Raw genomic sequence first — 13,815 nt, 5'->3', positions numbered from 1 at the left:
CGACACCGGCCCCGTCATCCGCGTCGAAGGCCGACTCACCGAAAACGACCCGACGAAACTGCAATTCGGCATGGACGTCGAACTCACCATGATCCCGTTCACCACCGACGAAGACGGCAACGAGATTGTCACCTTCGCCTTCCAACCCATCTGAGGATTGCCATGACCAATGACGTCGCCATCATCGGCGTGGGCCTGCACCCCTTCGGCCGGTTCGACAAGACCGCGATGCAAATGGGCGCCGAGGCAATCCAATTCGCGCTCGAGGACGCGGGCCTTCAGTGGAAAGACATCCAGTTCGGCTTCGGCGGCAGCTACGAGGTGTCGAACCCCGACGCGGTCACCCGCCTGGTGGGGCTGACCGGCATCACGTTCACCAACGTGTTCAACGCATGCGCCACTGCCGCCAGCGCGATCCAGCAGACCGCCGACACGATCCGATTGGGCAAGTACGACATCGGGATCGCGATCGGCCTGGACAAGCACCCCCGCGGCGCGTTCACCGACGACCCGGCCAAACTCGCCCTGCCGCAGTGGTATGCCGAGAACGGCCAGTTCGTCACCACCAAGTTCTTCGGGATGAAGGCCAACCATTACATCCACAAGCACAACATCTCCGAGGAGACGCTGGCGCGGGTGGCCAACAAGAACTTCCGCAACGGCGAGAAGAACCCGAACGCGTTCCGGCGCAAGGAGATCGCGGTCGAGGAGATCATGGCCTCGCCGGTGCTGAACTACCCGCTGCGGCAGTACATGTTCTGTGCACCCGACGAAGGCGCGGCCGCGGTGATCATGTGCCGCGCCGACATCGCCCACAAATACACCGACAAGCCGGTGTACGTGCGCGCCAGCGAGATCCGGACCCGAACATTCGGTGCGTACGAGGTCCATGCCACCTCGGCTCCGCTCGACGAGGATCCCTCACCGACGGTGTTCGCCGCCAAGGCCGCCTACGAAGCCGCGGGCATCGGGCCCGAGGACGTGGACATCGCCCAGCTGCAGGACACCGACGCCGGCGCCGAGGTGATCCACATGGCCGAGACCGGGCTGTGTGCCGACGGTGAGCAGGAGAAGCTGCTGGCCGACGGCGCCACCGAGATCGGCGGCTCGATCCCGGTCAACACCGACGGCGGCCTGATCGCCAACGGCGAGCCCATCGGCGCCTCGGGGCTGCGCCAGATGCACGAACTGGTACGCCAGCTCCGTGGCGAGGCCGGGGAACGCCAAGTGCCTGGCAGCCCCCGTGTCGGCCTGGCCCAGGTCTACGGCGCACCCGGCACGGCCTCGGCCACCATCTTGTCGCTCTAGTTCCCCTGGCGAGCAGACGTGATTGTCCTCCGCAACCATCGGTTCGGGGGACATTCACGTCTGCTCGCGCAGGGTCGGGTGTCAGGCCGGCAGTTCCAACGGCTGCGGTTCGCCTTCCAGGCGCCGCAGCCAGTCCTCGCAGAACTTCATCACCTCGGCATGCCCTGCCGTCATGCCCAGCGCCTGCTCCATGACCATCACCCGAGACACGCTGGCGGCGATGAAAGTCCAGACGATGGGCGGCACCTCGGACGCCTCGACGCCGTAGCGCCGCAGCGCCCCGTCGATCGCGTTGGTCTCCGCTTCGCGGAACAGCTCGGCGTAGCGGCCGATCTCCGCACGCAGCGCCGGCCGGTGGTTGGCGAGCCCCGTCATCTCCATCGTCAAGCGCGTTGCACTCGGGTCGGTGCCGAATCGCCACAGCGCCCAAAGCGGCTGCGGCGAGTTCAGGGCTGCGGCCTGCGCCGCCAACCCCTCCTCGGCACGCCGCGTGAACACCGCCAGGAACAGGTCGTCCATCGTGCGGAAGTAGTAGTGCACCAACTGGGGCTTGAGACCGGCCCGCTCGGCCACCCGGCGGGACGTCACCGCGACGTACCCCTCCTCGATCATGAGCGCCTCAGCGGCGTCGAGCAGCACGATCCGGTTCTTCGCGTCCGGCGCCCCGATCCTTCGCGCCGATGCCATCGATCCTCCTCACAACATGTCCCCGACGATGTCTGGCTGATCGTAACTTTCGCCCAGCCAGGTGATCTTGACCACGACTCTACCGCCATGCTAAGCAGGTGCTCAGCAATTTTCGAAAATTCTTCGCGCGGTGCAGCCCGTCGCGAAACCACCGCAGCGCATATCGATTTCGGGAGGCAGCACACACCATGAGCGATTCCAGCACGACCGATTACGACACCGTCGATTACTTCACCGACCCGTCGCTGGTACCCGACCCGCACCCGTACTTCGACCACCTGCGCAGCAAGTGCCCCGTCGTGACGGAGCCGAACTACGGCGTCATGGCGATCACCGGGTTCGAGGAGGCCACCACGGTCCTCAAGGACACCGACACCTACTCCTCCTGTATCGCGGTGGCCGGACCGTTCCCGCCCCTGCCCTTCACCCCCGAGGGCGACGACATCACCGAGCAGATCGCTGCGCACCGCCCGCAGATGCCGATGTTCGAACACATGGTCACGATGGACCCGCCCGACCACACCAACGCCCGTTCCCTGCTCAATCGGCTGCTCACACCGCGCCGGCTCAAGGAGAACGAGGACTTCATGTGGCGGCTGGCCGACCAGTGCCTCGACGACTTCATCGCCGACGGCAAATGCGAGTTCCTCAGCGCCTACGCAAAGCCCTTCTCGCTCTTGGTGATCGCGGACATGCTCGGCGTGCCCGAAGAGGACCACGAGGAGTTCCGCACGGTGCTCGGCGCCCCCCGGCCCGGAGCTCAGGTCGGCTCCCTCGACGGCGATCTCGTTGCCAGCAATCCATTGGAATGGCTCGACGAGAAGTTCATCAGCTACCTTGAAGACCGGCGCAAAGAACCTCGAGACGACGTGCTGACGGCACTCGCCACCGCGAACTACCCGGACGGATCCGTACCTCCTGTCATCGAGGTGGTTCGGTCGGCAACCTTCCTTTTCGCGGCCGGGCAGGAGACCACCACCAAACTGCTGTCCGCGTCGCTTCGAGTGCTCGGCGACCGTCCGGACATCCAGCAGGCCCTGCGCGACGACCGGAGCCGGATCCCGACCTTCGTCGAGGAGGCACTGCGGATGGACGCACCGGTCAAGAGCCAGTTCCGGCTCGCCAAGAAGAACACCACGCTCGGCGACATCGACGTACCGGCCGGCACCACGATGATGGTCTGCCCGGGCGCGGTGAACCGGGACCCGGTCCGGTTCGAAGACCCGCACACCTTCAGCCTGGATCGCAAGAACGTGCGTGAGCACATCGCCTTCGGCCGTGGCGTGCACAGCTGCCCCGGTGGCCCCCTGGCGCGCGTCGAGGGTCGAGTCTCGCTGGAGCGGATCCTGGACCGGATGGCCGATATCACCATCGACGAGGAGTTTCACGGCCCCGCCGACGATCGCCGTTACAACTACGAGCCGACGTTCATCCTGCGCGGCTTGACCGATGTCCATATCAGGTTCAAGCCCGTGCGCTGACAACCTCCCGAAGGCCGATTCCGCGGATCTCGTCTTCGCCGCATTTGCTATTCTCCGATTACGAGAATGACAATCTCACTGGCGAAGACGAGATTCCGGTTTCAGCACGCTGAAGCCTGATCACGTTCTATAGTCAGCCGACCAGTGCCTGATCCGTGGAGGTGTGCCTGTGAAATCCAGCTTGATCCGCGTGGCGATGAGCGCCGCGCTCGGGTTGGGGACAGCAATCGCATTGGCGCCGCCCTCGCAGGCCATGTACTTCGGCAACTACAACCTCAACATTCCGGATCGCCGCGATTTCCACACCTGGATCTGGTCGGCGATCACACCGTGCCACGAACCCGGGACCGACATTTTTGTGAAGGACTGCATCACCATCCGGACGATCCCGCAACCGGTCGCCAAAGCGGTCCCCAACACCGGGGACGCAAGATTGGTCGACGGTCGCTACACCTTGACGATCGATGAGTTCTACGGCCTGCGCTGCGGGGACATCTACTACGGTCCCACCATCCCGACCCACGACGTCTACACGTGGGACGCGAACACCCTTGCCGGCGAGATGGTCTCGTCGTTCGACGCCGGCTGTGACGGCGCGCCCGGCGGCTCCTTTACCTACCCGTTCACCTTGACGAGGATGTGATCGATGCGCCACCCCCTCGTCCGGATGCTCGCCGCTGCCGCTGCCACCGCGCTGGCAGCCGGCGCGGTCGCCACTGCCGCACCGGCATTCGCCGATGACCCACCGCCGCCCCCCGGTCCGCCGCTGCACCACGTGCAGTACACGGTGACCACCGACGCGCCGTACTGGGTGCACATCTACTACCGCGACAGTGAGCCCGCGATCTTCTCGGACTACAGCCACAATCCGTACCAATTCAGCCCACGAGTCGATGTCGATGTCGCGCCGGACAAACCGTGGGTGTTGGACACCATGCTGGCCGATCCAGACCTGTGGGCCATGGTGCTGGTGCAGAGTGGTGAGTCGCCGAACTTTCCGACCCCCGGGTTCAACTGCAAATTGGCAGTCGACGGTGTGGTGGTCAAGACCGACAGCGGCCCCAAGGGTGCGCTGTGTTCGATCCGGAATTGGTAACCCGGCTTCACGGTCAAACGCCAAGACACTTGAGGCGACGCAATATGCGTCGCCTCAAGTGTTTTCTGCGTCGTGGCGACTCAGGCGTCGCCGCGCAGCCATCGGGTCTCGCCGTTCATCGGAACACAGCTCAGGAACAACCCGTCCGGCGCCTGCGCCACCGAGTTCTGCTCGTTGATGCACAGGCTGTTCTCGTCCCTGACACCCACCATGGGGGGCGAGCGGAACCACCGTGGCTCATAGCGCCGCGGCGAGCCGCAGAACAGCAGCCGGCCCCACCCATTGCGCGCATCGACACCGAACACGTAGTAGGACGTGTTGTCACACGGCGCGCCGAGTACCGCATTGGGATTGATTCCCGGCGTGCAAAACGCGTCATTACATGTCTGCGGTCCCGCATTTGCCTGCGGGGCAGCCAGCATCCCGGCGACAATCACTGAAGCGGTCGCCATCACCGTCACACGCACGTTGCCACTTTCGCATAGCTGGAAATTAAACTCTCGATTTTGGAGAATATTACTACGATGGGTCCCGCCGCAGCTCTCCCACACCCCGCGACCACGGGTCCCACGGAACCGAATCCACCGTGGACCGACTGTTGATAGTGATATTCTCCCAAACTGAGAACATGGCTACCAGGCGATCAGGTCGGCCAGAAGGAGCGTTCATGTCAGTCACCCGGGTACGTGCCGGTGCGGTGGCAATCGCCGCTGCGGCGACGGTCAGCCTGAGCGGCGCCTCGCCTGCGGTCGCAGGCGAGCAGTGGGGTATCAACGGCACCTTCGCCACGTCGTCGAATGGCGCATGGGCCAAGATCAACGACCGCTACGAGGAGCAACCGCGGGTGGTGAGCACCTGGACGATCTCGACCCAGTGCATCTCGCCCACCGAATGCAGCGGCACGGTCAACAGCGACGCCGGCTGGTCCGCACCGGTCTACACCACGAACGGTCTCTGGTATGTCAAGCGCGTGGTACCCAACTGGCGTTTTTGTGCCGACGGCACCCCCGTCGAGGGCATGCAGGTGTACAAGTTCTACCCGGTGGGCTTCGACGGGCACGTGGACACATCCTCGAACGAATACGCCGGCGAGGACGTGACCAAGGGCCCCAGCGGTTCGTGTGGACGCAACCAGTGGCCAGTGGTTCGCATGCCGTTCTATATGAAGCTTGCGTAGATCCTCTCGGCATGCCCGGAACGAAAACTGAAGACAGAAAAGAGAACTGGCCACGGGCGATTGCCCGTGGCCAGTTCTCATGCATTGCACGCTAGGTCGGCATCAGGTCCTGCCACGTCTTGGGTGTGGACACCAGATCCGTCTGCTTGTACAGATTGCCGTCACTGCCCATGTACTCCCCCGTGCGCGGGTTGTACTTGGCAATCGCCACCGACGGCCCATTTCCGGCATCACCCTTGAATGCGCTCGGGGCCACGCCAGGTTCCGCGGGCATGGGAAGCTCCGGAGCATCCGGAAACACCCCTTGGCCGTGCGGGACCGACGGAAGCTCGGTGGCTTGCGGCGTATGCGCCTCAGGCACCGGAACCGCGTTGGGATCACCTGCCGGAGGCGGTGGCACGCCGGGCACCGGCGGCTCCAGGTACATCGGCTGCCCCGGCAGCAGCGGGCCAGGACCCGTCCCGGCGAAACTCGGCGCCGGCTGCGGCTCGGGTGCCGCACCCGGTGGCGGGGCGGTGACCCCCGTTGGCAGCGGAGTGCCGCCGAGCGGCCCGAAGATCTTCTCGTCAGGCAGCACCCGGGTATCCGGAGGTATGCCCTGGGCGATCAGATTGGGGTCGAGCGGGTAGGGGCCGAGGGCATGCTGGCGCTGCGCGAGCGGCTGGAAACCCTTGGGGTCGTTGCACAATTCAACCGTGGGCGCGCGCTTGCCCGGATGCGCCATACACGGGTAGTTGCGGGCACCGCGAACGCCGATCGGGGAATCCTGTGGCAGCTTGCAGTAGATGTCGTCGGGAGTGTCGATCACGGTGGTATCGGCCGGTGAGCGCCAGGCCGAAGGCGGGAGGAAGCCCACCGTGCAGGTCGGCGGATCCCCCAGGCCCAGCGAGAAGTCGGCCATCGGCAGACCGCTCGTGTTGTTGGTGTGCGAGTACGTCTGCAGCTGAGCGACGTACGGCGGCAACAACACCAGCAGTTGCTCGATCGACGGGTTGTAGGTGACCGCGATCTGACCGAACGTGGTCAGATTCGCCAGCAGGATTGGCAACGTCGGCTTGATCTGCTCGAGCAGCTTGGTGGTTTCCTGAGCGAAACCCGGACCGTTGCGCAGCAGTGATCGAATCTCGGGATCGTTCTCGGCGACCTGCCCGGTGATACCAGCCATGCTGGCCGCCCAGGTCCGGATCGAATCGGTGGTCTGAGCCTGTGCATCGAGGAAGGGCTTGGAGTCGTCGATCAACGCCCGTGTCTGATCGGAGACGGCGTTGGAGTCCCTGGTGATCGTCGATGCCGAGTCCAGCAGCGAGCCGAAGTCGTAGCCGGTGCCGTTGAACGCGTTGTAGGACTCGTCCAGCAGCTGGCTGAGCTTGTCCTTCGGGATGGTGTCCACCAGCGCACTGAGCTGATCGAGCATCGGGCCGACCTGCTGTGGGATCTTGGTGTCGGACATCATGATGACCGAGCCGTTCTCCAGATACGGCCCAGAATTGGTGCGCGGCAACAACTCGACGTACTGCTCGCCGACCGCCGACATGCTCCGGACCTCAGCCGCCAGGTCTGCAGGCACCTTCGGGGAACGGTCCAAAGACAGGGTCGCCTCGGCCCCCTTCTCGGTCAACTCCACCGAAGTGACCTTGCCGATCTGGGATCCGCGGTAGGTGACATTGCTGAATTGGTACAGCCCGCCGGTGGCCGGCAGTTCCAACTTCACCGTGATGCGTCCGATGCCGAGCAGCGTGGGCACCTGCATATAGGCGAACAGCATGACGGCCACACCGACGACAGATGCGACGGTGAAGAGAATCAGCTGAGTCCGGATGAAGCGGGTGAGCATTTATCCGCCACCCCCTGTCGGTGGAGTAGGAGCAGTAGGTGCCGGCGGTTGATCACTGGGCGCCGAACCGCCTTGCTGCGCATACGGTCCCGCGAAAACTGAGGTCGACCCGCTGGAGGGGTTCACCGGTTGGGGTGCTCCCCCGGGCATGGTCATCGGCGCCGGCGGTACCACGGGTAGCACCGGACCTGCATAGGTGGGAGGTGGAACATCCGGTGGCGGCGGTGCGTCCGGAGCCGGCGGGAACGCATCCGGTGGTGGCGGGTTGACCCCGGTCTTGAGCGGGTCATACGTGTAGTTCAGATAGCTCGGATCCCCGGGCACCGGAGCGTTTTGGGCGTCTCCCTGCTCCCATCGCGTTCCCATCATCAGGCTGCGCTTGAGATGCGGAATGGTCATGTCGAAGTACGCGAACAGGTTGTAATAGTCGCCGCGGATCACCCGGTCCATGAAGCTCTGGGTGAACGGGAAATGCGGCGCATATTCGAGCACCGAAGCCAGGTCCGGCCCGACGTTGGCCAAGGCCTTCAGCGCGGGCTCCAGATTCTTCAGGTTTCTGACCAGATCGGCCTGCGAATCGTTGACGAATTGGTTGGCGGTGGCGCTGAAGGTCCCGAGCTTCTGCAGCGCCGTGGTGAATCTCGGTCGCTCTTTGATCAAGACGTCGAGTGCGGGCGGGATCTTCTCCAATGCCCGGGTGATGACATCACGCTGTCCGGCGAAGGTAGAGGCCAGCTGATTCAAGCCCTGAATGGAAGCAACGATGTTGTCGCGCTGGGCATCCAGGGCGCCCACGAACGTATCCAGCCGGGTCAGCAGGTCACGGAAGTCAGTTTCCCGGCCGTTGATCGCGGCGCTGAAGTTGTGGATGATGTCGCCCATCTGGCCGAGACCGCCCCCGTTCACCACCGCGGCCAGCGATGACAACGTCTGCTCGGTCGTCGGATAGGTCGACGAGTTGTTCAGCGCAATCGTCGTTCCCGGCTGGAGTTTCCCGCGGGGAGCCTCACCGGCAGGCGCATTGATCGCCAGGTGCATCGAGCCCAGAAGGCTGGTCTGTCCGATGCTGGCCACGACGTTGGCCGGCACCACGACGCCGGGTTTCACCGAGAACTCGACGTCGGCGTGCCAGTCCCTCACCGACAGGCTGCGCACACTACCGACGACGACATCGTTCATCATCACCGGCGAATTCGGTTCCAGCGTAGCCACATTCGCGATTTCGACGTGGTAGACGCTGGAGTCCGCGCCGCGGCCCACTGCCCCGGGCAGGGGCAGCGAGTTTACGCCTTGGAAGGCGCATCCGCTCGCGGTGAGCGCAACGCAGGACCCGGTGGCGATCGCCAGCCGCAGCCGCTTGTCCCTGATCATGCTGGCGGCGTCCCTTCTGGTGGTAACGGCGCTTCGGGTGCCGGCGCTTCCGGTGCCGACGCTTCGGCGGCCAGGGGACCTGGCGCAGGTCCCGGTGGCGGGCCCGGTTGTCCGGCAGTCGGATTGAGCATGTCCGACACTGTGTTCGGCATGTTGGGCGGATAGTACTCACCGCCGGGCAGTAGCTGCTGGGCGCCTGGCGGCGGCACGCCGGGCGCGCGGCCGGTGAACGGCGGTGGTGGCTCCGGACCGGGGTTGTACGCCGAGATCGCCGGCGGCGTCTCGGGCGGCGTGGGCTCCCCACCCTCACCGCCGGGTGCCAGCCGCGGCTCGGAGTACTCGATCATCTCGGGGCTGGCCGATGGCATCAGGTAGGGCGTGATCGGGAACGGCAGGTAGTTGAAATTGATCAGCCGCAACGCCGGCCCGAGATACTGCGAGCAGAGTTTCGCGGTCTCGGGCGCGGTGGTGTTCTCGACGGCGCCGATGGCGCCGCAGACGAACTCGACCGGGTTGGAGAAGTTGTTCATCACGAACTGACCGACCGGGCTACCTGAGTCCGGGTTGTAGATGTTGTACCCGTTCATGAATGCGTTGGGCGCCACGTGGAGCAGTTGCTCGATGTGCATCTTGTTGTCGACCAGGTTCTGAGTGACATTCGCCAGGCGCTGGACCTGCTCGGAAGTCTGGTCACGGCTTCCCGCGACGAACCGCTGCACATCGACGACCGCCACCGACAGGTTGGTCAATGCCGCATCGAGATCCGACCGGCTGCCGTCGACCACGCTGGTCAGGGTGGCCAACCTGTTCTGGAACTGCACTACCTGCTGGTTGCTGTCCCGCAAGGCGGTCACGAACGTCTGGAGGTTTTTGATGATGTCGACGATGTTGCCACTGCCCTCGGCCAAGACCCGGGCAACACCGGACAACTGCGAAATCGTCTGCCGCAGTTTGTCGCCGTTGCCGGCCATCGCGTCGGCCGTGCTGTTGATGAACCGGGACACCGAGGTCCCGTCGACACCGCTCTGCGGTCCGAGGTCGGTGGACAACCGCATCAGCTGTTCTTTGACCTGGTCCCACTCGACCGGAACCGCGGTGCGGTCCAGGCCGATCACCGCGTCGTCAGGCAGCGTCGGACCACTCGACCGGTAGGCCGGCGCGAGCTGCACATAACGCGCGGCCACCAAGTTCTGGGCCACGATCACCGCTTTGGCATCGGCGGGTATCGGCACGTCATGGTCGACCTTGAGGGTCACCCGGGTCTGGGTGCCCTCGGGTTTGATGGACTCGATCGTGCCGACCTTGACGCCGGAGACCCGGACATCGTCACCGGGATAGACACCGGTGGCCGAAGTGAAGAGAGCGGAGAAGGTCTTCTGCCCGAAGAAGGCCTGACGCAGCACAACTGCCGCGCCGACGACCAGCAGCGCCACCAACGCCACCGCAAGCCATTTACCGAGACGACTGCGGTTCATCAGCGTGAACCTCCGGGAATTCCGTTGTAGGGCATTGGGAATTCAGCACGCGGGCCGGCATTGTCCGGTGGCTGACCGGCATTGGTTCCGCGCCTGAATCCGAAGGCATAGTCGAAGAACGGCTGCAGCAGCTGGGCCGGTTGCAGGTTGGGCACATAAGCGTTGTAGTACGCCCCGTTCGCCAGGGTCTCGGCCTGAGACAACTGGAACTTGTTCATGTTCGGCAACGCCTTGGTGATGTTGTCGCGGTTGCGTTCCAGCATTGCGGTCACCGAGTTGAGCCTCTTGAGCGTCGGCGCCAGCTGTGCCTCGTTGTCGGCGACGAGGCCGGACAGTTGCTGCGAGACGGCTGCGGTGTTGGCCAGCAGATCAACGATGGCCTGGCGCCGGTCGTTGAGCACCCCGAGCAGATCATTGGCGTTGAGGATCAACGTGTTCAGCTGATCGCTGCGCTGTGACAGCACCACGGTCACGTCGCTGGCGCTCTTGAGCAAGCTGGCCAGGCTCTCGTTGCGGCCGTTGATCGATTTCGACAGCCGGCTCAGACCGTCGAATGTCGGCCCGAGCTTCGGTGCGACCTGATCGATGGTCGCCGACAGGGTGTCCAGGGACTGGTTGAGCGAAGCCGTGTCGGTACCCGCCGAATTGGTGGTGAGGTCACTGACAGCGTCGGTCAGCGAGTACGGCGACGAGGTACGCGACGTCGGAATCACATCCGTGGTGCGCAAGGTGCCGCCACCGTCGGACTCCAACGTCAGCACCCGCTCGCCCAGCAGTGAACCGGTGCGGATGTGCGCCGTGGTCAGCGATCCCAGGGGGTACTTGCCTTCCGTGGTGAACGTGACCAGCGCGTCGCCGTTCTCCAACGACACGTCGGTGACCGAACCGATCTTGATCCCCGAAAGTGTCACGTCGTTGCCGGCGGCGATCCCGCCGGCCTCGGTGAACAGCGCCTGGTGGCGCACCGAGGAGGCCCATTGCTGCAGCCGCTCGGGCTGCAACCCGACGGCGATGACGAGCATCATCAGCACGACACCGATGAAACCTGCCTTGATCAGGTTTGATTCGCGGTACTTGAGCATCAGGGCTCCGCGCACCTCCCGCCTTCTTGTTTGATCATCGGGAAGTGCGCGGTGCGCCCCTGCAGATCGGTGACACGGATGGAAAGTCCGCAGATGTAGTACATGATCCAGCTGCCGTAGGAGCCCAGCCGGGCCAACTTGCGGAAGTTGTCGGGGGCCTTCTGCAGACCCCGGTCGAGAACGATCTGGTGGTCATCGAGCAACGGCGCCAGTCGGTTCATCTGATCGACGGTGCCCTTCAGCGGCGGCCGTGCCTCGGTGAGCAGGCTTGCCAGCGAAGCCGTTCCGTTGTCCAGCTGCGTCACCGCCGTGCCCAGCGGGTCACGATCCTGCGACAGGCCACTGATCAACTGTTCGAGGCGATCGACGGTGCCGTCGAATTTCTTGCCGTCCTTGGCGATCGTGCCGACCACCGAGTTCAGGTTGTCGATCAACTGCTGGATCACCTGATCGTTGTTGGCCAACGTGTTCGAGAACGACGAGGTCTTGCTCAGCAGCGAGTCCAGGGTGTCGCCCTGCCCTTGGAAGATCTGGATGAGCGACGACGTCAGCGCGTTGACGTCCTGGGGGTTGAGCCCCTGGATCACCGGGCGCAGGCCGCCGAGCAACAGATCCAGGTCGAGCGCGCTCGCGGTGCGGTCCTGGGGAATCTGAGATCCGGCCGGCAGGAGCTTGGTCGAGCCGGGGCTGTCGATCAGTTCCAGGTAGCGATCCCCCACCAGGTTCAGGTAGCGGACGGCGACCTTGGTGCTGGTGGTCAGCGCGACGCTGCGGTCGGTGTCGAAATCCACCTTCACCGACTTGTCCGGTTGCAGCGAAACGCTTTTCACCGTTCCGACCCGGACGCCGGCCACCCGCACCGAATCTCCTGCCTCCAGTCGCGAGGCGTCACCGAAGACTGCCGAGTAGCCCGAGTAGGAACCGCCGCGGTACTCCGAGAACGTCATGAACAGGAAGGCGGTGAGGACCGCCATCACCACGGCGAAGGACGCGAACTTGATGAATGTGCCTTTGCCGCGTTTCATCCCGGTTGTCCGATCTGCATGGTGTTACGGGGCGGGCCGTCCAGCGGGCCGAACAGCATCTGCTTGAGTCCGTCCGAGTTCAACAGGATGCCCTGGTTGCCGTACTTCCACGGGTTGGCGTTGGTGTCCATGACCAGGTACTTGGACTTGTTGCCGAATCCGATGTAAGGCAGGCCCATACAGTGTGGACCACCCTTGGCCGCCACCTTCGGGAGGTTTTGCGGGTATCGGTACCGCTCGATGCCCAGAGTGAAGGCCACGTTCACCACGACACCGGGTTCCGGCTGTGGTGGCGTGTGAGCCATGTAGTTCATGCCTTTCAGGCCGCATTCGATGCCGGGGGCGTACTCGTTGAGCAGATCGGTGGTGGGCGCCAACAGGTTCAGCGTGGTACTGAGCGCCTGCCGGTTGCCGCCGATGACTTCGTTGCCCGTATCGGCCAGGCCGATCGAGCTGACCAGGAAGTTGTCCAGGTTGTTCTGCTCGGCCACGATGCTGTCGCTGAGCTTGTTGGTGTTCTCGACGGTCTTGAGCAGGTCCGGCGCCGCGTCGCCGTAGGCGCGCGACACCGCCGCCATGCTCTCGATGTCGCCGGTCAGGTTGGGCAAGCTCGGCTCGATCTTCTTCAGCACCGCGTTGAAGTCGGACAGGGACTGCCCCATCGCCTCGCCGCGGCCGGAGAAGGCCGACGACAGCGCGCCCAAGGTCTCGTTGAGCTTGGCCGGGTCGATCTTGTCCAAGACATTGGTGAGTTGTTGGAAGACCGTGTTCATCTCGACGGTGACATGGTCGCCCTGGAGTGTCTGACCGGGGCGCAGTTTCTCGGACGAGGGATTGTCCGGGGCGACGAGCTGAACGTACTTGGCACCGAACACCGTGGTCGAGGCGATGTCAGCCTGGACGTTTCCGGGGATCAGGCGAAGCTGCGCCGGGTTCATCGCGAGGTGCAACACGGCCTTGCCGTCGGGGCGCTGCTCGATCGAGCTGACGGTCCCGACCTGAACGCCCCGCATCTTCACCTTGGCGTCCGGGTTCATCACCAGACCGGCCCGATCGGAGATCAGGGTGATCGGCTCGGTCTTGGTGAAGCTGCCGCGGAACAATGCGACCGCGAGGGCGAAGATCAGGCCTATCGCGACGACGGTCGCCAGACCGGCCAGTGGCCGTGCGGAGCCCCGCGCGCCGAAGCTACGCCCGGGACGGGCTGCCACCGGCGATGCGCTACTTGTGGTTTCGGACCGGTGGGCTGGGCCCGGTCCAACGTTTCGTGTCAACTCGT

At 64.4% G+C, this 13,815-nt stretch carries 13 protein-coding genes and 1 pseudogene; 6 read left to right on the top strand and 8 right to left on the bottom strand.

Annotated features, from left to right (window positions below; genetic code table 11):
- A pseudogene (locus tag E0T84_RS25795) lies at window positions 1–154 on the top strand (DNA-binding protein); the annotation flags it as partial.
- Window positions 155–162: 8 nt separating this feature from the next.
- Complete coding sequence (locus E0T84_RS25790) at window positions 163–1,308, top strand: thiolase family protein (protein ID WP_070188417.1); 1,146 nt, start codon at window positions 163–165, stop codon at window positions 1,306–1,308.
- A gap of 81 nt (window positions 1,309–1,389) precedes the next feature.
- Here E0T84_RS25790 and E0T84_RS25785 read toward each other — a convergent pair whose 3' ends face one another.
- On the bottom strand, window positions 1,390–1,995 hold the full coding sequence (locus tag E0T84_RS25785; protein WP_070188416.1) for a TetR/AcrR family transcriptional regulator: 606 nt from the start codon (window positions 1,993–1,995) through the stop codon (window positions 1,390–1,392).
- Window positions 1,996–2,183: 188 nt separating this feature from the next.
- Between E0T84_RS25785 and E0T84_RS25780 the strand changes: the two genes are divergently transcribed.
- From E0T84_RS25780 to E0T84_RS25770, 3 genes are all read left to right on the top strand, one after another.
- Window positions 2,184–3,476 (top strand): cytochrome P450, encoded by a 1,293-nt coding sequence (locus E0T84_RS25780; RefSeq protein WP_070188415.1) that lies wholly within the window; start codon window positions 2,184–2,186, stop codon window positions 3,474–3,476.
- 169 nt (window positions 3,477–3,645) lie between these two features.
- A complete protein-coding gene (locus E0T84_RS25775) occupies window positions 3,646–4,119 on the top strand; it encodes a hypothetical protein (RefSeq protein ID WP_070188414.1) in 474 nt (157 codons plus the stop codon).
- A 3-nt stretch (window positions 4,120–4,122) separates the two neighbouring features.
- Window positions 4,123–4,572 (top strand): hypothetical protein, encoded by a 450-nt coding sequence (locus tag E0T84_RS25770; RefSeq protein ID WP_234998499.1) that lies wholly within the window; start codon window positions 4,123–4,125, stop codon window positions 4,570–4,572.
- Window positions 4,573–4,652: 80 nt separating this feature from the next.
- Here E0T84_RS25770 and E0T84_RS25765 read toward each other — a convergent pair whose 3' ends face one another.
- Window positions 4,653–5,024, bottom strand: a complete 372-nt coding sequence (locus E0T84_RS25765; protein WP_070188432.1) for a hypothetical protein — start codon at window positions 5,022–5,024, stop codon at window positions 4,653–4,655.
- A gap of 215 nt (window positions 5,025–5,239) precedes the next feature.
- Here E0T84_RS25765 and E0T84_RS25760 point away from each other — a divergent pair, with 215 nt between their 5' ends.
- Window positions 5,240–5,749 (top strand): hypothetical protein, encoded by a 510-nt coding sequence (locus tag E0T84_RS25760; RefSeq protein WP_070188412.1) that lies wholly within the window; start codon window positions 5,240–5,242, stop codon window positions 5,747–5,749.
- 91 nt (window positions 5,750–5,840) lie between these two features.
- Here E0T84_RS25760 and E0T84_RS25755 read toward each other — a convergent pair whose 3' ends face one another.
- From E0T84_RS25755 to E0T84_RS25730, 6 genes are read right to left on the bottom strand one after another with little or no spacing between them, the layout of a single operon-like run.
- Window positions 5,841–7,583, bottom strand: coding sequence for an MCE family protein (locus E0T84_RS25755; protein WP_070188411.1), 1,743 nt, complete (start codon window positions 7,581–7,583; stop codon window positions 5,841–5,843).
- Window positions 7,584–8,954 (bottom strand): MCE family protein, encoded by a 1,371-nt coding sequence (locus E0T84_RS25750; protein WP_070188410.1) that lies wholly within the window; start codon window positions 8,952–8,954, stop codon window positions 7,584–7,586.
- A complete protein-coding gene (locus tag E0T84_RS25745; RefSeq protein WP_070188409.1) occupies window positions 8,951–10,429 on the bottom strand; it encodes an MCE family protein in 1,479 nt (492 codons plus the stop codon). The genes E0T84_RS25750 and E0T84_RS25745 overlap by 4 nt, the downstream gene beginning before the upstream one ends.
- Window positions 10,429–11,511 carry an MCE family protein gene (locus tag E0T84_RS25740; protein ID WP_070188431.1) on the bottom strand — a complete coding sequence of 361 codons (1,083 nt, stop codon included), beginning with the start codon at window positions 11,509–11,511 and terminating at the stop codon, window positions 10,429–10,431. Before E0T84_RS25740 ends, E0T84_RS25745 begins: the two co-directional genes overlap by 1 nt.
- Window positions 11,511–12,536, bottom strand: coding sequence for an MCE family protein (locus E0T84_RS25735; RefSeq protein ID WP_070188408.1), 1,026 nt, complete (start codon window positions 12,534–12,536; stop codon window positions 11,511–11,513). The genes E0T84_RS25740 and E0T84_RS25735 overlap by 1 nt, the downstream gene beginning before the upstream one ends.
- Window positions 12,533–13,810: an MCE family protein gene (locus E0T84_RS25730; protein ID WP_070188407.1), complete on the bottom strand. Its 1,278-nt coding sequence runs from the start codon at window positions 13,808–13,810 to the stop codon at window positions 12,533–12,535. The genes E0T84_RS25735 and E0T84_RS25730 overlap by 4 nt, the downstream gene beginning before the upstream one ends.
- Between the last annotated feature and the right edge of the window lie 5 nt (window positions 13,811–13,815).

This window comes from Mycobacterium sp. DBP42 (assembly GCF_005924235.1).
GTDB lineage: Bacteria > Actinomycetota > Actinomycetes > Mycobacteriales > Mycobacteriaceae > Mycobacterium > Mycobacterium syngnathidarum.
Note: the sequence above shows the minus strand (reverse complement) of the source record. Positions and strands in the feature narration are given on the sequence as shown.

Bases quoted from the DNA above. Each gene is read 5' to 3' on its own strand.
- E0T84_RS25790 (WP_070188417.1), top strand. From the start codon at position 163: ATGACCAATGACGTCGCCATCATCGGCGTGGGCCTGCACCCCTTCGGC.
- E0T84_RS25785 (WP_070188416.1), bottom strand. From the start codon at position 1,995: ATGGCATCGGCGCGAAGGATCGGGGCGCCGGACGCGAAGAACCGGATC.
- E0T84_RS25780 (WP_070188415.1), top strand. From the start codon at position 2,184: ATGAGCGATTCCAGCACGACCGATTACGACACCGTCGATTACTTCACC.
- E0T84_RS25770 (WP_234998499.1), top strand. From the start codon at position 4,123: ATGCGCCACCCCCTCGTCCGGATGCTCGCCGCTGCCGCTGCCACCGCG.
- E0T84_RS25765 (WP_070188432.1), bottom strand. From the start codon at position 5,024: ATGGCGACCGCTTCAGTGATTGTCGCCGGGATGCTGGCTGCCCCGCAG.
- E0T84_RS25760 (WP_070188412.1), top strand. From the start codon at position 5,240: ATGTCAGTCACCCGGGTACGTGCCGGTGCGGTGGCAATCGCCGCTGCG.
- E0T84_RS25755 (WP_070188411.1), bottom strand. From the start codon at position 7,583: ATGCTCACCCGCTTCATCCGGACTCAGCTGATTCTCTTCACCGTCGCA.
- E0T84_RS25750 (WP_070188410.1), bottom strand. From the start codon at position 8,954: ATGATCAGGGACAAGCGGCTGCGGCTGGCGATCGCCACCGGGTCCTGC.
- E0T84_RS25745 (WP_070188409.1), bottom strand. From the start codon at position 10,429: ATGAACCGCAGTCGTCTCGGTAAATGGCTTGCGGTGGCGTTGGTGGCG.
- E0T84_RS25740 (WP_070188431.1), bottom strand. From the start codon at position 11,511: ATGCTCAAGTACCGCGAATCAAACCTGATCAAGGCAGGTTTCATCGGT.
- E0T84_RS25735 (WP_070188408.1), bottom strand. From the start codon at position 12,536: ATGAAACGCGGCAAAGGCACATTCATCAAGTTCGCGTCCTTCGCCGTG.